Annotated in this window: 16 protein-coding genes, 1 tRNA gene and 1 riboswitch; of the genes, 7 read left to right on the top strand and 10 right to left on the bottom strand. The window is 72.6% G+C overall.

All coding sequences use genetic code 11. From position 1 onward, the window contains the following. Positions 1–387: 387 nt before the first annotated feature. Positions 388–945: a MarR family winged helix-turn-helix transcriptional regulator gene (locus ABT170_RS32715; protein ID WP_266932375.1), complete on the bottom strand. Its 558-nt coding sequence runs from the start codon at positions 943–945 to the stop codon at positions 388–390. A 133-nt stretch (positions 946–1,078) separates the two neighbouring features. On the opposite strand from ABT170_RS32715, the gene ABT170_RS32710 reads away from it, so the two are divergent. Beyond that, on the top strand, positions 1,079–2,380 hold the full coding sequence (locus tag ABT170_RS32710) for an MFS transporter (protein ID WP_329944963.1): 1,302 nt from the start codon (positions 1,079–1,081) through the stop codon (positions 2,378–2,380). Here ABT170_RS32710 and ABT170_RS32705 read toward each other — a convergent pair. Then, complete coding sequence (locus ABT170_RS32705) at positions 2,374–4,179, bottom strand: ATP-binding SpoIIE family protein phosphatase (RefSeq protein ID WP_351873439.1); 1,806 nt, start codon at positions 4,177–4,179, stop codon at positions 2,374–2,376. The two genes, ABT170_RS32710 and ABT170_RS32705, sit on opposite strands and share 7 nt — an antisense overlap. A 230-nt stretch (positions 4,180–4,409) precedes the next feature. Beyond that, entirely contained in the window at positions 4,410–5,885 is a 1,476-nt protein-coding gene (locus ABT170_RS32700; RefSeq protein ID WP_329944930.1) for an NAD(P)/FAD-dependent oxidoreductase, read from the bottom strand. A gap of 343 nt (positions 5,886–6,228) precedes the next feature. Between ABT170_RS32700 and ABT170_RS32695 the strand changes: the two genes are divergently transcribed. Then, entirely contained in the window at positions 6,229–7,101 is an 873-nt protein-coding gene (locus ABT170_RS32695) for a TetR/AcrR family transcriptional regulator (RefSeq protein WP_329944929.1), read from the top strand. 379 nt (positions 7,102–7,480) lie between these two features. After that, on the top strand, positions 7,481–9,532 hold the full coding sequence (locus ABT170_RS32690; RefSeq protein WP_329944928.1) for a sigma-70 family RNA polymerase sigma factor: 2,052 nt from the start codon (positions 7,481–7,483) through the stop codon (positions 9,530–9,532). 43 nt (positions 9,533–9,575) lie between these two features. On the opposite strand, the gene ABT170_RS32685 is transcribed toward ABT170_RS32690, so the two are convergent. Next, a complete protein-coding gene (locus ABT170_RS32685) occupies positions 9,576–11,690 on the bottom strand; it encodes an asparagine synthase-related protein (protein WP_329944927.1) in 2,115 nt (704 codons plus the stop codon). Positions 11,691–12,547: 857 nt separating this feature from the next. Here ABT170_RS32685 and ABT170_RS32680 point away from each other — a divergent pair. The 4 genes from ABT170_RS32680 to ABT170_RS32665 all read left to right on the top strand — a co-directional run bounded on the left by ABT170_RS32680 (position 12,548) and on the right by ABT170_RS32665 (position 18,308). After that, positions 12,548–14,134 carry an NsdA family TPR-like regulatory protein gene (locus tag ABT170_RS32680; RefSeq protein ID WP_329944926.1) on the top strand — a complete coding sequence of 529 codons (1,587 nt, stop codon included), beginning with the start codon at positions 12,548–12,550 and terminating at the stop codon, positions 14,132–14,134. Between the two features lie 111 nt (positions 14,135–14,245). Next, complete coding sequence (gene lhgD, locus ABT170_RS32675; protein ID WP_329944925.1) at positions 14,246–15,502, top strand: L-2-hydroxyglutarate dehydrogenase; 1,257 nt, start codon at positions 14,246–14,248, stop codon at positions 15,500–15,502. Next, positions 15,495–16,493, top strand: a complete 999-nt coding sequence (gene trmB, locus ABT170_RS32670; protein WP_502970598.1) for a tRNA (guanosine(46)-N7)-methyltransferase TrmB — start codon at positions 15,495–15,497, stop codon at positions 16,491–16,493. Before lhgD ends, trmB begins: the two co-directional genes overlap by 8 nt. 201 nt (positions 16,494–16,694) lie before the next feature. Then, a complete protein-coding gene (locus tag ABT170_RS32665; RefSeq protein ID WP_351873432.1) occupies positions 16,695–18,308 on the top strand; it encodes a PrsW family intramembrane metalloprotease in 1,614 nt (537 codons plus the stop codon). A 67-nt stretch (positions 18,309–18,375) separates the two neighbouring features. Here ABT170_RS32665 and ABT170_RS32660 read toward each other — a convergent pair whose 3' ends face one another. The 6 genes from ABT170_RS32660 to ABT170_RS32635 form a co-directional block, all read right to left on the bottom strand. Then, the gene (locus ABT170_RS32660) at positions 18,376–19,320 is read right to left on the bottom strand and encodes an aldo/keto reductase (protein WP_329944923.1); all 945 of its coding nucleotides are present in this window, start codon (positions 19,318–19,320) and stop codon (positions 18,376–18,378) included. A 199-nt stretch (positions 19,321–19,519) separates the two neighbouring features. Continuing rightward, positions 19,520–20,551, bottom strand: coding sequence for a M23 family metallopeptidase (locus tag ABT170_RS32655; protein WP_329944922.1), 1,032 nt, complete (start codon positions 20,549–20,551; stop codon positions 19,520–19,522). Positions 20,552–20,562: 11 nt separating this feature from the next. Beyond that, positions 20,563–20,715: riboswitch (cyclic di-AMP (ydaO/yuaA leader) on the bottom strand. 317 nt (positions 20,716–21,032) lie between these two features. Continuing rightward, a complete protein-coding gene (locus ABT170_RS32650) occupies positions 21,033–22,289 on the bottom strand; it encodes a PP2C family protein-serine/threonine phosphatase (protein WP_443034335.1) in 1,257 nt (418 codons plus the stop codon). A gap of 132 nt (positions 22,290–22,421) precedes the next feature. Continuing rightward, the gene (locus tag ABT170_RS32645; RefSeq protein WP_329944921.1) at positions 22,422–23,168 is read right to left on the bottom strand and encodes a MerR family transcriptional regulator; all 747 of its coding nucleotides are present in this window, start codon (positions 23,166–23,168) and stop codon (positions 22,422–22,424) included. 147 nt (positions 23,169–23,315) lie between these two features. Then, a tRNA-Met gene (locus ABT170_RS32640) sits at positions 23,316–23,389 on the bottom strand. A gap of 53 nt (positions 23,390–23,442) precedes the next feature. Continuing rightward, on the bottom strand, positions 23,443–24,558 hold the full coding sequence (locus tag ABT170_RS32635) for an FAD-dependent monooxygenase (protein ID WP_351873428.1): 1,116 nt from the start codon (positions 24,556–24,558) through the stop codon (positions 23,443–23,445). Positions 24,559–24,602: the final 44 nt, after the last annotated feature.

The raw sequence follows: 24,602 nt of genomic DNA, 5'->3' as shown, positions 1-24,602 counted from the left end.
GACTCTTTCGTGTCCGATTCCCGGTCGAAGCGGGTCAAACTTTTTTCGCTTTCCAGTTCTTCGCTTTCGCGTTTCCCTTTCCGGCGAGTCCGACTCTATCAGATCCTTTCGGGCCTGATTCCCAGTCAGCAGGGTTTGTCTTCCCGGCTGTTGGGCCGTTCCGACGCTCAAACTCTAGCGGATTCTCCCGGCGACTCATAATCGAGCCTCGAAATGAATTCCGGCATGCCGAAATCTTCCCGAGTGGGAGATCGTGCTGAGTTTTGGTTGCCGCGTTCGCGGCGGGATCGGCTGTCGCAGAACCGTTCCGGCCCCGTGACAACTCGAAGAACCTTACGGATCGGGTGGGGTCGTGTCAACCCCGCCCACGCGCACCGCCGGCGCCCCTCAGTCCAGGTCCGTGAGGCGACCGCCCGCGTCCGGCTGGGCGTGCTCCACGCGGCGCAGGAGGCGGATCAGCATCTCGCCCAGCACTCCGCGCTCGTCGCCGGAGAGGTCCTGGAGGAGGTCCTCCTCGAAGTCGGAGGCCATTCGCATCGCCTCCAGCCACTTCGTACGGCCCTCGTCGGTCAGCTCGACGATGACGCGGACCCGGTTGTTCTCGTCCCTGTCCCTCGTGACCAGGCCCTCGCCGGCCATGCGGTCGATCCGGTGGGTCATGGCCGCCGGGGTGAGGCCCAGGCGCTTCGCGAGTTCGCCGGGGCCCAGGCGGTAGGGCGTGCCGGCCAGGACGAGGGTCTTGAGGACCTCCCACTCCGCGTTGCTGATGCCGAGGGCGGCGACCTGTCGTCCGTACGCGACGTTCATACGCCGGTTCAGTCGGCCGAGGGCCGAGACGACCTGTTCGACCTGGGGGTCCAGGTCGCCGAACTCGCGCTGGTAGGCGGCGATCTGCTCGTCGAGGCTCGGCTCCTGGGGGCCGGGCTGCTCGGTGGTGTCAGACATGGCGGGCAGTATGGCATGCCCTTCATCACCATCGAAGTCCTTCAATCTACATTGTTAAGGTTCTAACTTTAGTGCTAAAGTCTTCGAGTCTGATTCCTTCAAGATCTTGAGGTAGGTGAGTGTGACCAGGGAGATGGGCGCAGCGCTGCGGCGGATCCAGGTGGGGAGCGCGCTGAGCGCGTTCGGCCTCGGGTTCACCGTTCCGTATCTGTACGTCTACGTGGCGCAGGTGCGGGATCTGGGTGCCGGTACGGCGGGAGTCGTGCTGGCGGTCTTCGCCATGGCAGCACTGGCCGTACTGCCATTCACCGGGCGGGCCATAGACCGGCGCGGGCCGCTGCCCGTACTGGTCCTCGCCTCCGGTGTGGCGTCCGTGGGTGCCGTCGCGCTGGGCTTCTCCAGCAGTGTCACCACCGCCGTACTGTCGGCGGCGATCCTCGGTGCGGGCACGGCGGTCATGCAGCCGGCGCTCGCCACCATGCTGGTCTGGTGCTCCAGCACCGCCACCCGTACCCGCGCCTTCGCCATGCAGTTCTTCCTGCAGAACCTGGGCCTCGGCCTCGGCGGACTCGTCGGCGGGCAGATCGTCGACACGAGCAGGCCCGCGAGCTTCACGCTGCTGTTCGGGATCGAGGCCGTGATGTTCGTCGTGCTCGGCGTCGTCGCGGGAACCGTGCGGATGGCCCGTCCCGCTTCGCTCTCCGGCGTCCGGCCGGGTGACGGGACCGCCGCCGCCAAGGGCGGGCTGCGGGCACTGCTCTCGCACCGGGCGATGGTCCAGCTGTGCGTGCTGGGCTTCGTGCTGTTCTTCGCCTGCTACGGACAGTTCGAGTCCGGGCTCGCGGCGTACGGGACCGAGGCCGCTGGGATCGAGCCCTCGACGCTGGGCATCGCGCTGGCCGCCAACACCGCCGTCATCGTCGTGGCGCAGTTCGTCGTGCTGCGGCTGGTGGAGCGTCGGCGGCGCAGCCGGGTGATCGCCTGGGTCGGGCTCATCTGGGCGTTCGCCTGGATCGTGGCGGGCTACGCCGGGCTGGGGCACGGCAGCCAGACCATGGCGACGGCCGCGTTCATCTCGACGTACGCCCTGTTCGGGCTGGGCGAGGCGATGCTGTCGCCGACCGTGGCCCCGCTGGTCGCCGATCTGGCCCCGGAGTCGATGGTCGGGCAGTACAACTCGGCGTTCGCCCTGTGCAAGCAGCTCGCGCTGGCGGTCGGTCCGGCGGTGGGCGGGCCGATGGGGGCGGCCCTGCACGGTCCGTACATCGTGACGTTCGTGCTGTTCTCGCTGGGCATCACCGCGCTGGCACTGCGGCTGGGCCGTCGGCTCACCCCCGTACAGGACCAGCCCTGGCTCGCCGCGGTGCCCTCACGGGTGGTGGCCGTGTCCGTGCCGGAGACCGAGCCCGCCGTGGCTCCCGCCGCCGCTCACTGAGGCAGCGCGAACTCGCACCAGACCGCCTTGCCGCCGCCCGGTGTGCGGCGGCTGCCCCACGACGAGGCGATCGTCGCGACGATCGAGATGCCGCGTCCCGCCTCGTCGGCCGGTTCGGCCCGGCGGCGGCGCGGCAGGTGGTCGTCACCGTCCGTCACCTCGATGATCAGCCGGCGGTCCGTGCGGCGCAGGCCCAGGCGCATCGGCGGGGTCCCGTGCTGGAGCGAGTTCGCGACGAGTTCGCTCGCGGCGAGAACGCCCAGGTCGCACAGTTCGACCGGGAAGCGCCAGGACGTCAGGACTCCGGTGGCGAAGGCGCGGGCCCGCGGGGCCGCCTCTATGCCGCCGAGCAGGTCGAGCGCGGCGTTGTGGAACAGCTCCGCGTTCGACCCGGTGCGGGCGGGGTGCTGGACCACCAGGACCGCCACGTCGTCGTCATGCTCCGCGGTCACGCCCAGGGAGCGGATCAGGCGGTCGCAGACCACCTGCGGCGAGCCCTTGGCGCCGGACAGCGCCCGTGCCAGAGCGGCTACTCCTTCGTCGATGTCCTCGCTGCGCCGCTCGACCAGACCGTCGGTGTAGAGGACCGCGGTGGAGCCGGGCGGCAGCGCGATCGTGTCCGACGTATGGACCCAGCCGCCGGTGCCGAGCGGCGGTCCGGTGGGGTCCGCCGCCCGGTGGACCGTGCCGTCCTCGTCGCACACCAGGATCGGGAGATGGCCCGCGGAGGCGTAGACGAGCCGGCCCTCGTTGGGGTCGTGGACCGCGTAGACGCAGGTCGCGATCTGGCTGGCGTCGATCTCCGCGGCGAGTCCGTCGAGGAGCTGGAGAACCTCGTGGGGCGGGAGGTCCAGGCGCGCGTACGCCCGTACGGCTGTGCGCAGCTGGCCCATGACGGCGGCGGCGCGGACCCCGCGGCCCATCACGTCCCCGATCACCAGAGCGGTGCGGCCGGCGCCCAGGGTGATGACGTCGTACCAGTCGCCGCCGACGGCCGCGTCCGTGCCGCCGGGCTGGTACGTGGCGGCGATCCGCAGGTCGTCGGGCTGCTCCAGCTCCTGCGGGAGCAGGGAGCGCTGGAGTGTGACGGCTGTTTCGCGGTGGCGGCGCTCGCTGGTGCGGAGCCGTTCGGCGGCCTCGGCGTGGTCGGTGACATCGGCGGCATACACCAGCACGCCTCCCACGCCCTTGCCCGCGCCGTCCTTCTCCTTCGCCCGCTCCTTCTCCTTCGCCCGCTCGTCCGTCCTCGGCTGCTCCTTCGCCTTCTTCCTCTCTCCCGCTGCGCCCTCTTCCGTGCTCTCCCCGTCCCGGGCGGCCACCGGGGTGCAGGTCACGGTGTACGAGCCGCCGTCCGCGGTCCTGCGCGACTTGACCGTGCGGGGCGTGCCGCTGCGGAACACCTGGTCCATCAGCGGCAGGACGCCGACCTCGGCGAGCTCGGGCATGGCCTCGGCGGCGGGGACTCCACAGGGGCGGGGGCCGAACGCGGCCTCATAGGCGTCGTTGACGTACACGACGCGGTGGTCGGGGCCGTGGAGGAGGGCGACGGGCGCGGGGAGCCTGCCGAGGATGTCGCGGGCCGACAGATCGTCGAGGGCGAGAGGGTGGGCGGCCCCGGGGGCCGGGGTGCCTTCGCAGGACGGACCGGAGGGCGTGGCGGACCCGCCGGAGGGCGGGGCGGACCGGCTCTCCGGCTGTGCGTACTCGGCTCGGGCCGCGGGCACGGGACTGCGGTCGTCCCGCGCGGCGGCGCGACGCTGCGTTCCGGGAAGGCGGGCGCTCCAACGCGTGAAGTTCACGGAATTTCTGGCCTCGTGTGTCGGTCTGGTCCGCTCGGGCGGGCTGCTTCTTCTGCCTGGGTCGGGGGTACCGGGGGCCGGACCCCCCAGAAGGCGCAGCCGGGCCTCATCGTGCTGCTGGTGCGTCGGTGCTGGTCGCTGTCGCTCTGCCGGCCGGGGTCACTCTGTGCAGGTGTGGGCCCACCTATGGTCACACGTCCAGTGTGACCGACCGTACTGACAGTGGCTGTTCAGCCGGACGTACTCGGCGGTCCGTCGCCCGGGGAAGGGCTGCTTCCGGGGGATGGCGGGTCGGTGCCGCGGGCCGGCGGTCCGGCACCCGGGCGGGGGCGGCTTCCGGTACCGCCCGCCGCGATCTCGAACTCGGCCCGCGGGTGCTCCAGCGAACCGAGGGAGACGATCTCGCGCTTGAAGAGCCCCGCCAGCGTCCATTCGGCGAGAACGCGTGCCTTCCGGTTGAAGGTGGGGATCCGGCTGAGGTGGTACGTGCGGTGCATCAGCCACGCCGGGTAGCCCTTCAGCTTGCGGCCGTAGACATGGGCGACGCCCTTGTGCAGACCCAGCGAGGCGACCGATCCCGCGTTCGCGTGCCGGTACTCCGTGAGCGGCCGGCCGTCGATCGTCGCGAGGACGTTCTCGGCGAGGACCTTGGCCTGGCGCACCGCGTGCTGGGCGTTGGGCGCGGTTTCCGCGCCCGGACCGGCGGCGGTCAGGTCGGGTACGGCGGCGGCGTCGCCCGCGGCCCAGGCGTGTTCGCTGCCCTCGACGCCGAGCGTGGTGGTGCACCGGAGCCTGCCGCGTTCGGTGAGCGGCAGGCCGGTGGCGGCCAGGAGCGGGGCGGGCTTGACGCCTGCGGTCCACACGAGCGTGCGGGTCGGGAAGCGGGAGCCGTCGCTGAGGACGGCGACCCGGTCCTCGCAGGTGTCCAGGCGCGTTTCGAGGCGTACGTCGATGTTGCGGCCGCGCAGTTCGCGGACCGCGTACCCGCCCATCGCCTCGCCGACCTCGGGGAGGATGCGCCCGGAGGCCTCGACCAGGATCCACTTCAGGTCCGTGGCCTTGATGTTGTGGTAGTACCGCGAGGTGTAGCGGGCCATGTCCTCCAGCTCCGCGAGTGCCTCGACGCCCGCGTAGCCGCCGCCGACGAAGACGAAGGTCAGGGCGGCGTCGCGGATGGCGGGGTCACGGGTCGCGGAGGCGATGTCCATCTGTTCGATGACGTGGTTGCGCAGGCCGATGGCCTCCTCGACGGTCTTGAAGCCGATACCGAACTCGGCGAGGCCGGGAACCGGGAGGGTGCGCGATACGGAGCCGGGGGCGATGACGATCTCGTCGTACGGGATCTCCAGTGCTCCGGTGCCGTCCTCCTGCGTGGCGAGCGTGATGACGGTGGCGGTCCGCTCGGTGTGGTCGATGCTCTCGGCCTCACCGATGACGATCCTGCAGTGGTCCAGGACGCGGCGGAGCGGCACGACCACATGGCGCGGTGAGATCGACCCGGCGGCGGCCTCGGGCAGAAAGGGCTGGTACGTCATGTACGGCTCGGGCGTGACGACCACGATCTCCGCGTCGCCGCTCTTCAGTCTCTGCTTCAACTTCCGCTGGAGACGCAGCGCTGTGTACATCCCGACGTAGCCGCCGCCGACGACGAGAATGCGTACACCTGGCCGGGTGCCGGGGGTCGTTCCCCGGGTATCTGGAGCCATCACCACCCCATGACGCAACGGAGACAGGGGTTTGTCCACAGCCCCGGCAAATTGTGTGACCGGAGGATCCTGACGATCCATCGGGCTCGGCGTGCCTCCGGATGCGGCAGCCGCGCAGGTCAGGCCTTGCGGAAGGGGTGCCGGGATGGGGCGGAATCAGGAACCACCCGGCCCTTGCTCCGATCGGGGGGCGCTCCGTGCGGAACTACCCCCTTCTGAATTGACCCGGGCTCAACTATGTTCGTAACCCGTCGGGGTGTCGGGTTCGGATGACGTGTGATCCGCTCCCCGGCTGACACGGCGGGGAAGTCTCCGGGGGGAGACGTCATAACCGGGGGAAGTTATGCACATTCAGGATTCGCATTGGCAGGCTGCTGTCTCGTCCTCGGCCGAGGGCAACGGGCGGCTGAGCGCGGTAGGAGCGGTCGGAACCGTGAGTTCTGCCGGACCGGTCGGACCGGTCGGCTCGGCCGCGGCGGTCTCTTCGTCCGGAGGGACCGGCGTCACGGCGCGCTCGGCGCCGCTCCGCGTGGACGCACAGCGCAATCTGGAACATGTCCTGCGAGCCGCACGCGAAGTGTTCGGCGAGCTGGGGTACGGCGCTCCGATGGAGGACGTGGCACGTCGGGCCAGGGTCGGCGTCGGCACCGTCTACCGGCGGTTCCCGAGCAAGGACGTGCTGGTACGCCGGATAGCCGAGGAGGAGACCTCCCGGCTGACCGAGCAGGCGCGCACCGCTCTGGGGCTGGAGGAGGAGCCGTGGTCGGCTCTCTCCCGCTTCCTGCGGACGTCCGTGGCGTCGGGTGCGGGACGGCTGCTGCCGCCGCAGGTGCTGCGGGTCGGGGTCGACACGGACGAGCCGGGCCCGGCTCCCGTCCTGGGCACGGTGTCCGGTGACGCTGTCGAGGAGAGGCGTGTTCCGCAGCAGCGGCAGAGTGTGGGGCAGCCCGATCTCCGGGTGGTCCCGCAGCGCTCCGCCGCCGTGGACGGTCTCGACGACGACGACACGGGAGCGGCCGAACTGCTGGAGGTCGTGGGCCGTCTGGTCGACCGGGCGCGGGAGTCGGGTGAGCTGCGCGGTGATGTGACGGTGGCCGATGTGCTGCTGGTCATCGCCACGGCCGCCCCTTCGCTGCCCGACGCCGCCCAGCAGGCCGCGGCATCGACACGGCTGCTGGACATCCTGCTGGAGGGGCTGCGGTCCCGCCCGGCGTAAGGAGTACCGGTCCGGTCGGGTCCGCCCGGCGCTCCGTCCGGTCGGCGCTCCGTCCGGTCGGTCCCGTCGGTCCCGTCGGTCCCGTCGGTCGGTCCGAGCGGACTCCTCAATCGGTCCGAGCGGACTCGTCCATCGGTCCGGTCGGTCCCGTCCGGCCGGACCCGTCGGTCGGTCCTTCCGGACGGGCGGACGCTGACAGGTCCGGCCCGCGGCGGCTGAAATCGCCGTGAAGCATTCCCCGAAAGGGGGATGTCTAGTGCTCCCATTCGGGAAAACGCCCCGGATGAGTGGTTGGCGGGACTCAACGTTCGTCGCCTTCGGGCCGTGTGGCACTCTTGCTCGGAGTTCGGTCCGAAGGGTGCATACGGGGGCTTCCGCGATGAGCGGTGACGGGCAACAGGAAGAGTCGCTCGACGGGATCGCCACTGCGGCCGGGGGCACGGAGGCCGGTGGGCCGTCCATGGGGCAGGTGCCGAGCCAGACCCGCCCGGGACGCTCGTCGGACGGCGCCGAGGACAACGCCGAGGGCGGCACCGTCCTGCCCGGCCCGTGGCCCGCGCCGGTGGAGAGCACTCCGTCCGTCGACGACCGGCCCGTGACCGGAGGCCCCGTGACCGGCCCGGACAGCGCCCCCGCGGGTGGTGGTGCCGGGACCGGGTTCGCCGTTCCGCCCCAGCGGGAGGGCCGCGGCGGGGCCGGCGACGCCGGGCAGTCCGACGCCCAGCTGATCGAGGGCATGCGGTCCGGTGACGACCAGGCCTACGAGGAGCTGTTCCGGCGGCACTCGGGCGCGGTGCGCCGCTACGCGCGCAGCTGCTGCCGGGACACGCACACCGCCGACGACCTCACGGCCGAGGTCTTCGCGCGCACCCTCCAGGCGGTGCGCGGCGGCAAGGGACCGCAGGAAGCCGTCCGCGCCTACCTCATGACCGCTGTCCGCCATGTCGCCGCCGCCTGGACGAAGAGCGCGAAGCGGGAGCACCTGGTCGACGACTTCGCGGTGTTCGCCGCGCAGGCCGTACGTACGTCGGAGCTGTCGGACGACGACACCCTCGACCTCGGCGCCGATGTGCTGGCGATGCACGAGGCCGAACAGTCCATGGCCATGCAGGCGTTCCGCAGTCTGCCGGAGCGCTGGCAGGCGGTGCTCTGGCACACCACCGTGGAGGAGGAGTCGCCGAGCGAGATCGCCCCGCTGTTCGGCCTGACCGCCAACGCCACGGCCGTGCTGGCCAGCCGGGCCCGCGAAGGGCTCAAGCAGGCCTACCTCCAGGCGCATGTGAGCCAGGCGCTCGTGACGGGCGGCGACTGCGCCCAGTACGCGGACCGGCTCGGCGCCTACGCCCGGGGCGGGCTGCGGATGCGGGCCGAGCGCGGGCTGCGCAAGCATCTGGACGAGTGCGCGAAGTGCCGGATCGCCGCAGGCGAGCTGGACCATGTGAACGCCGGGATTCCGGCGCTGCTCCCGGTCGCGGTCATCGGATGGTTCGCCGTCGGGTACTCGCTCAAGGCCGCGGGCATCGTGGCGGGCGGTGCGGCGGGCGCGACCGGAGTCGGGGTCGCCGCCGCCGCGACCGGCAATGGCGCGTCCGGAGGTGCGGCCGGGGGTGCTGCGGCGGAAGGGCTCGGAGCACCGGCGAAGGCGGGGATCGCCGCGGCGGTCGCCGTCGCGGCGGCGGCCGGGCTGGCCTGGGCGCTGGTCGGCAACGACCAGCCGAAGCCGGCTCCGAAGCCGGTGGCCAAGCCGCCGGTGGTGGCACCCGCGGTGCCCGCTCCCCCGCCGCCGCCCGAGCCGAAGCCCGAGCCGCCGGCGGCGCCCGTGCCACCGGCACCGGCTCCGCCGCCCGAGCCGAAGCCGACGCCGAAGCCCACTCCGCCTCCGCCTCCGCCTGCGAAGGCCACGCCGAAGCCCGAGCCTCCGGCGCCGAAGCCGCCCGCGCCCACCCCGCCCCCGGCTCCCACTCCGACGCCGCCGCCCCCCGTACCGCCGGCTCCGACCGTCTACCAGGTCAGTGAGCTCGGCTACACCCTGCTCGGGGACCACGTCGATCCGGAGGTGGTGTTCGGCGAGAGCAGCTGGCTCTGGCAGCGCCCGAATCTGTCGATCGCGTCCACCCGGTACGCGCCCGGAGTGACCGTGCACGCCAATTCCTCGGTCACCATCCAGCTGAACCGGGAGTGCACCCGTTACGAGGCGATGGCCGGCATCGACGATCTGACGATGGGGCTCGGTTCGGTGCGCTTCTCCGTCTTCGCCGGGGACGGGGTCCGGCTGTGGCAGTCCCCCGTCATGGAGGGCGGCGATCCCGCCGTTCCCGTGAATGTCGGCATCGGCGGCCAGTCCACGATCCGGCTCGTCGTGGAGGCGCAGTCGCCGTTGGGCGGGGTGGCGCTGGCCGACTGGGCGGAGTCCAGGATCAGTTGCCGCTGAGCCCGGGGCGGTGAACCGGACGGCGTGCGGTCACGGCTGGCGGTCACGGCTGAAGGGTTCGCCCGGAGGGGACCACCCCGCCCGCCACCGCGCGTTGGCGCGGGGCCGCCGTGCCCGTCCAGCAGGTGCCCCGGCGTGCGAGGAGACGGCGCAGCCAGAGTTCCGTGGAGGCCAGGTCGGCCAGGCCGTCCAGGGGAAGGGGCTCCCCCTCGGAGGCGGCGCGCAGCGCCTTGCGCACGACACGGGCCTCGACCAGCCCCGCGTCGGCGAGCAGCGGGGCGTCGAACAGCGCCATCAGTTCGGGGAGCGCGGTGCGCAGGCCGATGCGGGTGGCCGCGGCCGAGGTGGCCTGGGAGGGCACTCCCCAGCCGGGCGGCAGGTCGTGGATGCCCGTGCCCGCCAGGACCCGGCGCAGGATCGCGGCCCGTGCGCCCGGTTGGACGCGGAGGGATTCGGGAAGGGCGCGGGCGGCCCGGACGACCTGGTTGTCGAGGAACGGGGCGTGGATGCGCTGGCTGCGGACCTCGGCGGCCTGCTCCAGGATGCGGTGGCCGGCGGCGCCGCGGGCGAGCGCGGCGCGGGCGCGGGCCTCCCCGGGCCGCTGCGCGGAGTTCGGCCGGATCGCCGCCTCCTGGAGGCGAACCGATACTTCTGCGAGTGCCTCTCCCGTCAGCCAGCGCGCCGCGGGCCCGGGGCGCGACCAGGCGAGGGCGGCGAGGGAGGCGTCGGCGGGGGTGTCGAGGTCGGGGGCGTACCGGTTGGCGTCGGGCAGCAGTCCGGCCGCCGTTTCGAGGCCGGTGCGGTACGACGTACGGGCCAGGCGCCGGGCCGCCCGGTAGAGGGCCAGCGGAACGAACAGGGAGTGCGCCGTGGCGCCTTCGGCCTTGGTGAGGGCGGCGACGGGGCGCAGCAGGTGCCGTCTGCGCCGGTCCATCAGCAGGTCGGCGAGGCGGGCCGGGTGCGCGTCCAGCACCTGCCGGGCGCCATGGCCGACGAGGTGGTCGGCGCTGCCCGCGGCGAGGCGGCGGCGGTGGCGCTCGGAGACGACGAGGGAGGGGGCCGGTTCGTCGGTGATCGGGCCGTTCTCCAGCAGACCGGCGTACGGCAGCGCTTCCTCGCCCGCCGGGACCACCACATGGTGCAGGCGCGGGTTGGCGGCGATGGCGCGGGCGCGTTCGAGTTCGTCCTCGTGGCCGCGGGTGGTGAGGTCGTTGAAGGTGACCGCGAGGAGCCGCTCCCCCGCCTCCGTGCCGTGGCCGAGGAGGGTGCCGGGCAGGCCGGGCAGTCCGGCGGCCAGCAGCGCGAGGGTGGCGGACGCGCTGCCTCCGGAGAGGTCGGCGCCGATGCCGGGCACGGGTGCGCCGCGGGCCGCGCGGCGTTCGGCGGGGCCCATGCCGGGGACCGGGCCGGGGTCGGGCGGCAGGGTCTCGGGGGCGTGGCGCGGGGCCGTGAGCCGGGCGCGTACGGCTTCGACGAGTGCGTCCCGTACGCCCTCCACGGCGTGCACCGGGTCGACCTGGGGTGCCGCGACGGCGAGCGAGGCCACGGCCTCGTATCCGGTGATCTCGCGCGAGCCCTCGCGCAGGATCAGCGCGTGCCCCGGTGGGACCCGCTTCACGCCGACGTACGGGGTGCCCTCGCCCAGCGCCTCCGGTGTCTCGGGGCAGGCGAGCAGCGCGGCCAGGTGTCCGATGTCGAGCTGGGCCTCGATGAGGTCGGCGAGGGGAAGGGCCGCGGTGGCGTAGGCGGTGCCGTTGGCCCAGGGGGTGTGGAAGACGGGGCGGGCTCCGGCCAGGTCCCCGGCCACGGTGATCCTGCGGCCGATCTGGACGACCGCGGTGTAACTGCCCGGCCAGGCGGTGAGATGCCGCATCGCCCCGCCGCGGGCGGCGAGCAGTCCGACGCGCAGCTGTTCGTCGGTGGCCCCGCAGCAACCGAGGACGGCGAGGCGGGTGGTGGGGGCGCCCTCGGGGGTCGGGGCGTTGATGACACGGATCTCGTCGGGCCGCCAGTCGCCCACCGCCCAGAGCGGATCCGGGTCCCCCCACAGGAGTTGGGACCCCACGGGGTGGACCGTGCGCCCCTCTCCGCCGGCACCGACCGCGCCCACGGTGCCGAAGCTCGCGGCGATACTGCTCCACCCCACCAACCAACGCATCGCCGCCTCCACAGGCTGTGGACAAAGCGGCGTACAGGGAGAACGGGACGCCGCTGCGGGACATGCTGCCACGACAACGGCCGGCCGGAGGGGGTACGGGCAGCGCACACCGGAAGGGCATGCGCCCCTGGCAAGGGCCCGGCAGCGCCTCCGGGGCGCGAACTGTGGCGTACCGGCAACGGAACGCGGGCTTCCGGGTGTTGCCGAGCCAGGGCGTCAGCCACGAATGGCCGGTACGGTGTTCCCGCCGCCCGGTTGACCACCCGGGCGGATGGTCGAAATCCAGCCATAGTCGGACCGTTGACCAGAGCCTCACCCGACCGTCGTCATTGAGCCAATCTCGGCGCGCGCCGCAACCGGCGATTGTCCGCTTTCACCCCCGCGCCGAGCGGCTCCACGCACAGCCCGGGAGGTGGGCCTCACCTCCCGGACCGGTCCGCCGCCCGCGGGGAATGGGGCGGCGGCATCCCCCAGCCCACTGAGTCCAGTCCAGCGGGCCGACCCACGCAGCATCCATGGAAGCGCTCCCGCGCCCGGCCGGGCCAGAGCGCACGGCCGGGCGCACGGCCACACACCAGGTGCACGCACGACCACGCCCGGCACACGGCCGGGAATCGAACACCGACCGCCCGCACGGACAACAATCCCGCCATAGGGACGCCCGCCCCTTAACGGTAGGGATGCGGCGAACTACGCTGGGTTTACTGATGTTCCCCGCAGGGCGGCATATTCCTCGGGGCTCGGCCACATGCGTGTGCGGCCGGAGTGACGGGGTTCGAACCTGGGGAGGCATCGGTACGAATGCCGCGCGCCGTCCTCGGTGACGCGGCGGCTGTCTGTGTGTCGAGGGGTGGCGCATGTCCAGGGAGCAACGCGGGCCGAACGAGAAGCTCGGCACGGTTCTCGCCCTCGCGGGAATCAGTAACGCCGGGCTGGCCCGGCGGGTCAACGACCTCGGAGCACAGCGCGGTCTGACACTTCGCTACGACAAGACCTCGGTGGCCCGGTGGGTCGCCAAGGGCATGGTGCCGCAGGGCGCCGCGCCCCATCTCATCGCCGCGGCGATCGGCGCCAAACTCGGCCGGCCGGTCCCGCTGCACGAGATCGGGCTCGCGGACGCCGACCCGGCGCCCGAGGTCGGGCTCGCCTTCCCGCGCGACGTGGGCGAAGCCGTGCGGTCGGCGACCGAGCTGTACCGGCTGGATCTCGCCGGGCGGCGGGGCGGCGGCGGAATCTGGCAATCCCTGGCGGGGTCGTTCGCGGTCAGCGCGTACGCGACCCCTGCCTCCCGATGGCTGATAACCCCCGCCGATCCGTCGGTGGCGCGGGATTCGACGGCCGCCCGTGCCGCGATCCTCGGCACGCAGAGCGCACACGGCGCACAGAGCGCGCAGAGGGCACACGGCTCGACGGCCGCGCCGGGCGTACCCGGCGCGCTGCTCGCGCACGGGGCGCAGGGGCTGTCCGTGCCGGTCGGGTCGGTGCCCGTGCAGCCCGGCCCGGAGTCCGCGGCCGACGCCTCACCGCTGCGGGTCGGCCACAGCGATGTCGCCAAGCTGCGCGAGGCGGCCCAGGACGCGCGCCGCTGGGACTCCAAGTACGGCGGCGGGGACTGGCGTTCCTCGATGGTCCCGGAGTGCTTACGGGTCGACGCCGCGCCCCTGCTCCTCGGTTCGTACACCGACGAGGTGGGCCGTGCCCTCTTCGGCGCCTCGGCCGAACTGACCAGGCTCGCCGGGTGGATGGCCTTCGACACCGGCCAGCAGGAAGCCGCCCAGCGCTATTACATCCAGGCCCTGCGCCTGGCCAGGGCCGCCGCCGATGTTCCGCTCGGCGGATATGTCCTGGTCTCGATGTCCCTCCAGGCGACCTATCGCGGCTTCGCCGACGAGGGGGTCGACCTCGCGCAGGCGGCCGTCGAGCGCAACCGCGGCCTCGCCACCGCCCGCACCATGAGCTTCTTCCGGCTGGTGGAAGCGCGGGCCCATGCGAAGGCGGGCGACGCACCGGCCGCGGGGGCCGCCCTCAAGGCCGCCGAGGGCTGGCTGGAGCGGTCCAGGGCGGGCGACGCCGACCCGTCGTGGCTGGGCTTCTACTCGTACGACAGGTTCGCGGCCGACGCCGCCGAGTGCTACCGCGACCTCAAGGCACCCCGGCAGGTGCGGCGCTTCACCGAGCAGGCCCTGTCCAAACCGACCGAGGAATTCGTCCGCTCGCACGGACTGCGGCTCGTCGTGTCCGCGGTCGCCGAGCTGGAGTCGGGCAATCTGGACGCGGCGTGCGCGGCGGGGACCCGGGCGGTCGAGGTGGCGGGCCGGATCTCCTCGGCGCGGACCACGGAGTACGTACGCGATCTGCTGCACCGGCTCGAACCGTACGGGGACGAGCCGCGCGTCGCTGAGCTGCGCGAACGTGCCCGTCCGCTGCTGGTGGCCCCGGTCTGATCCCGGCCTCCGCCCCGGTCCGCGGTGCGGGATGTGTGCCACGCCCTGCCCGGTCCGGGTTTGAGCCGGTTGTCAGTGGGTCAGTGCACTATCGGGGTGGGAGGTGGCCTGATGATGACGCACGCGGCGTACGACTGCGAAGTGCTGGTGATCGGTGGCGGGATCGTCGGTCTGTCGACCGCGTATGCGATCACGCGGTCCGCTCCGGGCACCCGGGTGACGGTGCTGGAGAAGGAGCCGGGCCCGGCCCGGCACCAGACCGGGCGCAACAGCGGTGTGATCCACAGCGGCGTCTACTACCGACCCGGTTCGCTCAAGGCCCGCTACGCGGTGCGGGGCGCCACCGAGATGGCCGGCTTCTGCGCGGAGCACGGCATCGCGCACGCGGTGACCGGCAAGCTGATCGTGGCGAGCGAGCGGTGCGAGCTGCCCCGGCTGCACGGCCTGGTGCAGCGCGGCCGGGAGCACGGACTGCCGGTGCGGGAGCTGGGCCCGGCGCAGATCGCGGAGTACGAACCGCATGTGCGCGGGCTCGCGGCGATCCGCGTCGGCACGACCGGGGTGTGCGACTTCGGGGCGGTCGCGGCACGGTTCGCGAAGGAGGTCACCGCCGCCGGCGGCATCGTCCGCTACGGGGCGGAGGTCACCGCGATCGACCGGCGTCCCTGGGGTGTGGCGGTGCGGACCGCGAGCGGTCTGGTGGTCCGGGCCCGGGTGCTGGTCAACTGCGCGGGGCTGCACTGCGACCGGGTGGCGCGGCTCGCGGGCGACGACCCCGGTGTGCGGATCGTGCCGTTCCGGGGGGAGTACTACGAGCTGGCCAGGCCGGAGCTGGTGCGCGGGCTGGTCTATCCGGTGCCGGACCCGGCGTTCCCGTTCCTCGGGGTGCATCTGACCCGGGGTGTCGACGGCTCCGTCCACGTCGGGCCGAACGCGGTGCCCGCCCTGGCCCGGGAGGGGTACGGCTGGCCGGTCGTGCGCCCCGGTGAGCTCCTGGAGACGCTGAGCTGGCCGGGGTCCTGGCGGATCGCCCGCAGACACTGGCGGTACGGGGCGGGCGAGGTGCACCGTTCACTGTCGAAGCGGGCGTTCACCCTGGCCGTGCGGAGACTGCTGCCCGAGGTGACCGAGGACGATCTGCGGCCGTCGCCCGCCGGGGTCAGGGCCCAGGCGGTCCTGCGGGACGGCACGCTGGTGGACGATTTCCTGATCCGCGAGGCCCCGCACACCGTGCATGTGCTGAACGCCCCGTCCCCCGCCGCCACGGCCTCGCTGCCCATCGGCAGGGAGGTGGCACGGCGGGCACTGCTGCGGGCACGCGGCACGGGGTGGAAGCCGCCCGCCGTAGAATCGGGTCATTGTGTCTGAGCAGCCTCTGAACCCCACGCCTGATGTCCCCGACGCCCATGACGTCGCGGACGCTCCTGACGTTTCCCGTGCCTCCGACGCGTCGTCCCCTGCGTCCGACGCGCCCCGTGCTCCGGGGGCGGCCGACGACGTGAGTGCGTCCGGCGACGTGAGTGCCGCGGGCGGCGCCAGCGCCACGGACGTCGTGAGTGCCGCGGACGACGTCAGCGCCGCCGACGACGCGGCTGCCCGGCGTGCGGCCTCCTTCGAGCGGCAGCGCAGGCTCCGTCAGGAGCCGCGCTTCCCCGGCGGGCCCGCCGCCGATCCGGCCGGTTCCCACCACGAACGCCGTATCCGCAGCTTCCAGCCGCGCCGCAGCCGGGTCACCACCGGTCAGGAGGAGGCCCTCCAGCGGCTGTGGCCGAAGTGGGGCCTGGACATCGACGGGCTGCGCGTCCTGGACACGGCCGAGCTGTTCGACGGACTGCCGGTCGTCCTGGAGATCGGCTTCGGCATGGGCGAGGCCACGGCGCAGATGGCGGCCGACGACCCGGGCACCGGGATTCTCGCCGTCGATGTGCACACCCCCGGCCAGGGCAATCTGCTCGGGCTCGCGGACCGGGCCGGCCTGTCCAACGTACGGGTGGCCAACGGTGACGCGGTCATCCTGCTGCGCGAGATGCTGAAGCCGGACTCGCTCGACGGGCTCCGGGTGTACTTCCCCGACCCGTGGCCCAAGGCGCGGCACCACAAGCGGCGGCTGATCCAGCCGGAGTTCCTGGACCTGGTGGCCCAGCGGCTCAGGCCGGGCGCCGTGGTCCACTGCGCGACGGACTGGGAGCCGTACGCGGAGCAGATGCTGGACGTCCTCACCGCGCACCCCCTCTTCGAGAACACCCGGGCGGACGGCGGATACGCCCCGCGGCCCGCGTTCCGCCCGCTGACCCGCTTCGAGGGGCAGGGGCTGGACAAGGGGCACGTCGTCCACGACCTGCTGTTCGCCCGCGTCTGAAGCGTCGGCGCCGCCGTGAGCGGCCGGGCGGCCGGACCACGAACCGGCGGCCGGACCACGAACCGGTGGCCGGGCCACGAGCCTGCGGCCGACCACGAACCGGCGGCCTGACCGTCGGCAGCCGGGCGGTGACCGGTGCGAACCGGCCGTGTGCCCCGGCGCGGATGGTCAGGTGTCAGTCCCGGTCGTTAGGGTCATGGGGTGTCCGACGGGTCCGTGCAGCACCAGCAGCCGCAGCCGGCCGTCCCGGTTCTTGAGGAGCGACGGCTCGGCGAGATCCTGGGCGCCGTTCCGGAGCGTGGCCAGTGGCGCTACCGGCCGCGCCGCGTCGGCATGGTGTGGCGGAGCAAGGCATTCCGCGCCGGTGCGGTGATCGTCGCGCTCGCGCTGTGCGGGCTGGTGATCCTGTCCCTGGTCCGTGAGCAGACCGGCTCGGAGGGATTCCTCGTCGGGCTGGGGCTGGCCGTGCTGCCCGTGCCGCTGCTGATGGCGGCCTTCCGCTGGCTGGACCGGGTCGAGCCGGGCCCCTGGCGCAACCTCCTGTTCTCCTTCGCCTGGGGTGCGTGTGCCGCCGCGCTCGTCGCGATCATCGCCAATTCGTTCGCGACGCGCTGGATCGCCACGGCCACCGCCGACCCGGCGGGCGCCGACACCCTCGGCGCCACCGTGATCGCCCCGATCGTCGAGGAGAGCGCCAAGGCCGCCGCCGTACTGCTGATCTTCCTGTTCCGGCGGCGCGAGTTCAGCGGCATCGTCGACGGCATCGTGGTCGCCGGATTCACCGCGACCGGCTTCGCCTTCACCGAGAACATCCTCTATCTGGGCAACGCCTTCGGCGAGGACCAGCAGCTGGGGGTGACGGGGCTCGGCTCGATGACCGCCGGGACGTTCTTCGTCCGGATCGTGATGTCCCCGTTCGCGCATCCCCTGTTCACCGTGCTCACCGGCATCGGCTTCGGCTTCGCCGCCGTGGGCGCGCGCCGCCACCGGGTCCGCCGGATCCTGCTGCCGGCGCTGGGCCTGCTCCTCGCGATGGGGATGCACGCCCTGTGGAACGGCTCCTCCGCCTTCGGCCCGTACGGCTTCTACGCGGTGTACGGGATCTTCATGGTCCCGGCGTTCGGGCTGGTGACCTGGCTGGCCGTCTTCATGCGCCGGCGCGAGCTGCGTACGCTCTCCGCCGAGCTGCCCGCGTACGCGGCGGCGGGCTGGCTGACCCCGGCCGAACCGCTCGCGCTCTCCTCGATGCGGGCACGCGGCATGGCCCGTGATCTGGCCCGCCACTGGCACGGCCACCCCGACCGGGCCCGCGGCCGGGCGGCGGCGCGGGCGGTCGCCGAGTACGAGTCCTTCGCGACGTCCCTGGCCGGGCTGCGCCGCAGGGCCCGCCTGGACTCGGCGGGCCCGGACTTCGCCGGGCGGGAGCGGGAGCTGCTGCACCACCTGTGGCAGCGCCGGGAGATCGCCGGTCCGGCTCTGACGTACGCGGCCCACGCCACCGGCCGACCGCACACGCACCCCCGCCGCCCGGTCGCGCCGTACGGCGGGCAGTTCCCGCAGCAGCAGTACCCGCACGCGTACGCATCTCCGGGCCCGTATCCAGGGCCGGGGCCGTATCCAGGGCCGGGGCCGGGGCCGGGGCCGTACCCGTACCCGGGGCCAGGACCGTACGCGGCGCCGGCTCCGCAGCCGTACGGGCACGCGGGACCGCCGTACGCGGGTCAGTTCCCGCCCCAGCAGTACAGGCCCGCACAGCAGGCGATCCCGCCCCAGCAGTACGACGGCACCAACCCGTATCTGCGTCCCCCGCAGTAGCCGGGCCGCCCCGCGCCCGGCCCGGTCGGCGGGACCGGCCCGCGTGCCGGACCGGTCCCGCCGTGGATCAGGCCGACGCCTCGGTGAGCGCGGCGATTTCCTGGTCCGTCAGGTGCAGGCCGGCCACCGCGACCAGCGCGGGCAGCTGCTCGACCGTGCGGGCGGAGGCGATCGGTGCGGCGACGGTCGGCCGCGCGGCCAGCCAGGCCAGGGCGACCGTGGCGATCTCGGCCTCGCGCTCCCGCGCGATCGTGTCGAGCGCCGCCAGCACCTTGCGGCCCTGCTCCGACTCCAGGTGCCGGCCCGCGCCCTCGGCCCGCGGGCTGTCGACCGACGTACCCGGACGGTACTTTCCGGTGAGGAAGCCCGAGGCCAGCGCGAAGTACGGGACGGCGGCGAGACCGCCGCGGGCCGCGGTGTCCTGGAGGGCACCCTCGTAGGTGTCGCGGGAGACCAGGTTGTAGTGCGGCTGGAGGGCGACATAACGGGCCAGGCCCTCGCGCTCGGAGAAGTCCAGGGACGCCTGGAGCCGCTCCGGGCTGATGTTGGAGGCGGCGATCTCGCGCACCTTGCCGTCCTTCACCAACTGGTCGAGGGCGGTGATGATCTCCTCGACCGGGACGGTCTCGTCATCGAAGTGCGTGTAGTACAGGTCGATGTGGTCGGTACCGAGCCGGCGCAGCGATTCCTCGGCGGCGGACTTGATGGTGGTGGCGGAGAGCCCCTTGTACGCGGGGTGGGCGCCGACCTTGGTGGCGACGACGATGTCGGACCGGTTGGCACGCGAGGCGAGCCACTTGCCGATGACAGTCTCCGACTCGCCGCCCTCGTTGCCGGGGACCCAGGCGGAGTAGGAGTCGGCGGTGTCGATGAAGTTGCCGCCCGCCGCGGCGTACGCGTCCAGCACAGCGAAGGACTGTGCCTCGTCCGCCGTCCAGCCGAAGACATTGCCGCCGAGGGCGAGGGGGAAGACCTGAAGGCCGGAGGAACCGAGCGGGCGCAGAGAAGTCACAGAAGTCATAGAGGGTTCAACGAGAGCACCCGGGGGCGCTATTCCATGACAACGGACCGGCAGCCCTGACGTCGGGGGGTGTGCGTCAGGGCTGCCGGGGTTCGGGGGCGCCCGGTGAGGGCGCGGGGGGAGCGCGGTGCGGGTGCGGGGGCCCGGAGCCTGCCGGGTGACCTCCGCCCGGAGATCACCCAACGGGTTCTCAGACCGTGAGCCCCTTGCTGCGCAGCCAGCTCATCGGGTCGATGGCGGAGCCACCCGGGGTGTGGACCTCCAGGTGGAGGTGGGCGCCGGTGACGTTGCCGGTGGCACCGACACGGCCGATGGTGTCGCCCGTGCTGACCTTCTGACCGGCCGACACGTTCATCGAGGACTGGTGGCAGTACCAGATCTCCGTGCCGTCATCGAGCACCAGGACCGTGCGGTAGCCGTACGCGCCGGAATATCCGGCGGACTTCACGGTGCCGCTGTGCACGGCCTTGACCGGGGTGCCGCTCTGCGCCGCGAAGTCGAGGCCGGTGTGGTGGCCGGAGGACCACATCGTCCCGGACTGACCGTAGGTCGAGGTGATGCTGTACGAGGACGTCGGCAGCGCGTAGCTGGCGGCGAGCTTGGCGAGGCGCTCGGCCTCCGCCTTCTTCTTCGCCGCTTCCTCCGCCTTCTTCTTCTCGGCGGCGGCCTTGGCCTCGGCCTTGTCCTGCTGCTTCTTGGCCTCGGCGGCGGCCTTCTCGGCTGCCGCCCTCTCCTCGGCGGCCTTGGCCTCGGCGTCGGCGCTGGCCTGCTGCTGCTCGGCCTGCTGGAGGATGCGGGCGCGCAGTGCCTCGCCCGGGTCGGTCGTGCCCTGCTCCGCCTCGGCGTCGGTGATGCCCGCGGAGGTGAGCGGTGCGGTCGCGACCGGCTTCTTGTCCTCGTCGTCGGACAGGAAGGAGCCCACACCGGGAAGGGACTTGGCGTCGGGGAGACTGGCCGCGAGGGAATCGGGAAGAGATATGGAGACCGGCGGCTTGCTCTGCGCGGTGGCCATGCCGCCCGCTCCGACGGCCGCGATGACACCGACGCCGAGGACGGTGGAGCTACGGGCGAGTCCCCGCTGCTTGGCTACGCGGTGCCTGCCGCGCACGGGCCGGATGGACTCCTCGGTGGGATTCCATTCCTCCCAGGTCCTGTCCGCGTCACCGAAGTTGCCGGTGGCGAAGGGTGACGGGGCCTCGGGGGCAGGCTTGTTGGACGCCACGTGGGCGCACTCCTTTCCTTCCTTCTCGCCTACCGGGTTAGCTGACGGGTTCGGAGCAGGAAGGTCTCCTACGGGCCCCTCCGTCTCTGACGAGACACAGGTGTCCGATTCACCCCATGTAGGTGGTTCCCCGGTTCCCTTGCGGGATTCGGCGCTCGCGCACGGTGCCGCCTCTTGCGACGACTGGGACGACCGCGCTGCGTTATCGAACGTTAATAGACGGACGGGTCCTATTCCAAGCTCTTCCGAGTGATCGTTCGCGACTTCGGCCTGGACTTACAGGACGCAACCGTCCCGAATCGGACGAGCAGAGCACGATTCGATCACTAGTTGATTTCTGACGTCGCATCAAACGTTATGCGGAGCGGTGTCCTTCGATTACGGACGGTGGTATCGCCCGGCAACCGGAGCGCCCGCACGTCCACATGTCACGCCCGTCCGTCCGCATGTCACGCCGGCGCCTCGCGCCCGCACGTCCCGCTCATTCATCGCCCCGGCCCACGATCCTCACGGTCGTCCGGCGCTCCGGCTGTCCCTCAGCGGGCCTTCCCACCGCGAGAAGTGCCATGTCGTCAGTGGACCGGCCGCCGGTGTGCAGCCGGACATCGTCGGTGAGCGCGGAGAGCAGTTCCTCGGGCCCGGGAAAGATCCGGCCCCGCAGCCTGGCCGCCGGGTCGTAGAAGGCCCCGGAGGCGTCCCGCGCCTCGGAGAGGCCGTCCGTGAACAGCAGCAGGGTCGCCCCGGGCGGCAGTCCCCACTCGTCGGCCCGGTCCGGCCACGCACCCAGGTTCATCCCGAGCGGCAGCGCGGGCACGGTCGGCGACAGCACCTCCAGCGCTCCGTCCGCGTGCAGCAGGATCGGTTCGGGGTGCCCCCGGTTGACGATGCGCAAGGAGAGGGAACCGGGCGGGATCTCGACGAGCACCGCCGTGATGAACCCTTCCATCGCGTCGAGCCCGCCGCGCCGGGTCCCTTCCCGTGCCAGCGCCCGTTCCAGCCGCTGGGCGACCCCCTCCAGCGAACGCTCCTGCTCGGCGGCCTCCCGGAACGCCCCGATGATCACCGCCACCGCCTCGACCGCGTCGAGCCCCTTGCCCCGTACGTCCCCGAGCACCAGGCGTACGCCGTGCGGGGTGTCCGCCACGGCGAACAGGTCACCGCCGACGAACTCGTCCGCCTGGGCCGCCTCGTACCGTGCGGCGACATGCAGTCCGCCGATCCGGTCGTCCGGGGTCGGCAGCACGGCCCGCATGGCGGTCTCCGCGATGAAGCGCGCCGACGCCAGCTGCTCGTTGCCGCGCCGCACGACACCGTTGATGACGAGCGCGAGCACCGAGGCCGTGAGCACGGTGATCAGTTCGGTGACCGGAGCGGCCCGGGTCAGCGTCCCCGCGTACAGGTGCAGTGCGAAGACGGCCAGCACCGAGGCCACGCCGGTCCGCACGGTGCTGGCCAGGCTGAAGAACGGGGCGGCCATCAGGGGTGCCGCCACGAACAGCGGTACGGCGGTGAAGGTCGGCGGGGTCCCGACGTCGAAGAGCAGCCCGCCGCCGATCATCAGGGCGGGCAGCGCGCGTACGAACCGGCGGGCACCGACGCCCCCGGCCGGCCCCCGGTCACCGCGGCGGACCGGGAAACCGAAGGAGGAGACCCCGCGCACCGGGAAGGCCGAACGCCAACGGCTCCGGGCACGGGGCAGCCCGGCAGGTCTCCCGCGCCGCCTGTCCCGCTTCCCCACCTGTGCACTCCTGCCCGGTCCGTCCACGGCTGCGGACGGTACCGCGCCCCGTCCAGGCTTGCCGGAGCCGCGCCGTGCGGCGACTCCTCATCGGCCAAAGGGGGGAGCGTGCGGGGCCGGGGCCTCCGGAGGTCAGTCGGAGAGCCGGTGTTCCGCGTAGATCGTCAGCGCATCCCGTACGAAGGCGGCGGTGCCGTCCCCGTACCGATCGTAGTTCTTCGCGAACCGCGGATCGGCGGCATACATCTCGGCCAGCCCCGTCACATACGTCCTGCTCGGCGCTTCCGCGTCCGCCAGCCAGGCACAGTGCCGCCGCGCGATGTCCTGCACCGCCCCGCTGTCCGCGCCGAGGCCGTCCTCCCTGGCCCGCCCGTAGTCCCGGGCGATGGACTCGTGCACCGCCAGGTGCGCCCTCTGCCCCGCCGCGCCCAGCGAGCGCCACCACCGGTCGCCGCGCTCGTACGCGTCACGGCCCCAGCGCTCGGTCACCTCCTGCTCGTGGACGGTGTGATCGAAGCCGTCGAGCACTTCTTCCGCCATGAGTTCCCTCCCCTCCTCCGTCTTGTGGAGAGTGGTCCGCACCGACGCGATCTGCCGCCCGATGCGCTCCTGTTCCCGCTCCAGCAGCCGCAGATGCGTCCGCAGAGCCACGGCCGTGTCCCGCTGCCCCTCCAGCACGTCCTTGATCGCGGGCAACGGCAGCCCCAGCTGCCTCAGCAGCAGGATGCGCTGGAGCCGGACGAGGGCGCCCTGGTCGTAGTAGCGGTAGCCGTTGCTCCCGACCCTGCTCGGCGTGAGGAGACCGAGGTCCCCGTAATGCCGGAGCGTGCGGCTCGTGGTGCCGGCCTTTCTGGCGATTTCCTGGATGGACCACTCCATGCGGGAAAAGCTAGATCTTTACGTTGCGTCAAGGTCAAGCCGGCGGATTCGGCACACGCGGCCCCCACGACTACGGCGGATCCGGCACACGGTCCGGAAACGACTCGGGCCCGGCACGCTGTATGCGTACCGGGCCCGGTCCTTCAGTAGCGGGGACAGGATTTGAACCTGCGACCTCTGGGTTATGAGCCCAGCGAGCTACCGAGCTGCTCCACCCCGCGTCGTTGAATGCAACTCTACGGCATGCCGGACGCGCTCCTGACCACCTGGCACGTCAGACCTCCAGCACGATGGCGTTCTTGGCCCGGTCGAGAGCTTCCTCGGACGCGGGAGAGCCCGCCTCGCCGCGCCCCTCGACGAGGGCCTGGTTGACCGTGACGAACGGACGCATCCGCTCCTCGTACCGCGCGAACGCGAGCGTGTGGTCACCGTCCGCCCGCGCCAGTTCGTCCGCCAGCACCTGGGCACCGACCAGCGCCAGGCCGGTGCCCTGCCCGGAGAGCACGGACGCCCCGTACCCGGCGTCGCCCAGCAGCACCGCCCGCCCCCGCGACCAGCGGTCCATCCGCACCTGGGCCACGGCGTCGGCGTAGAAGTCGGGCGCCTCGCGCAGCGCCTTGAGCAGCCGGTCGTTCTCCCAGCGCAGCGGCGCCATGCGCGCGGCGACCAGCGCCCGGTACGCCTCCTGGGTCCGGGCCCCCGGCCCGAGCGGCCCGCCCTCGAAGCCGAAGGTGACCCGGAGTTCGGTGTTGTCGCGCACCGGGTAGATGCCGTACCCGGCCGCCCCCTCCCGGAGCCACACCTGCCAGTTGTCGAGGCCCAGGAAGTTGTCCGCGCCGAAGATGGCGATGTGCATGTCCAGGTGATGGATGAACCGCTCCTCGGCGCCGAAGGCCAGCCGCCGCACCCCCGAGTGCAGCCCGTCGGCCCCCACCACCAGGTCGAAGGTGCGTGGAGCGGCGCGCTCGAAGGTGACGCGCACCCCTTCCTCGGCGTCCTCCAGCGCGGTGATGCTGTCCCCGTAGAGGAACTCCGCCCCGTCCCCGACGCGTTCGTGCAGCATCCGTACGAAGTCCTCCCGGAGCACCTCGATGTCGCCGTTGCCGAGCCGGCCGCTGCTGAAGGTGGACTCCGTGGAGCGGTGTATCTCGTTGCCGTCCCCGTCGAGGACGGACATGCCCCGCATCCTGGTGCGGGCACCGCGCGCCCGGTCCAGCAGCCCGAGCCGCCCGACGACATCGAGGGCGACGCCGCGGATGTCGATGGCCTGACCGCCCCGGCGCGGAGCGGGGGCGCGCTCCACGACGGTCACGGTGCGGCCCTGCTCGCCCAGCAGCCGGGCGAGCGCCGAGCCGCCGATACCGCTGCCGGAGATGAGGACGTTCTTCACGGTGGAACCCCTTCGGTCGTGTGGCTGTTCGCACCACCGGTTCG

This window comes from Streptomyces sp. NPDC001787, from assembly GCF_040297465.1.
In the GTDB taxonomy this organism is placed as follows: domain Bacteria; phylum Actinomycetota; class Actinomycetes; order Streptomycetales; family Streptomycetaceae; genus Streptomyces.
This window is presented reverse-complemented; position numbering and strand designations above follow the sequence as displayed.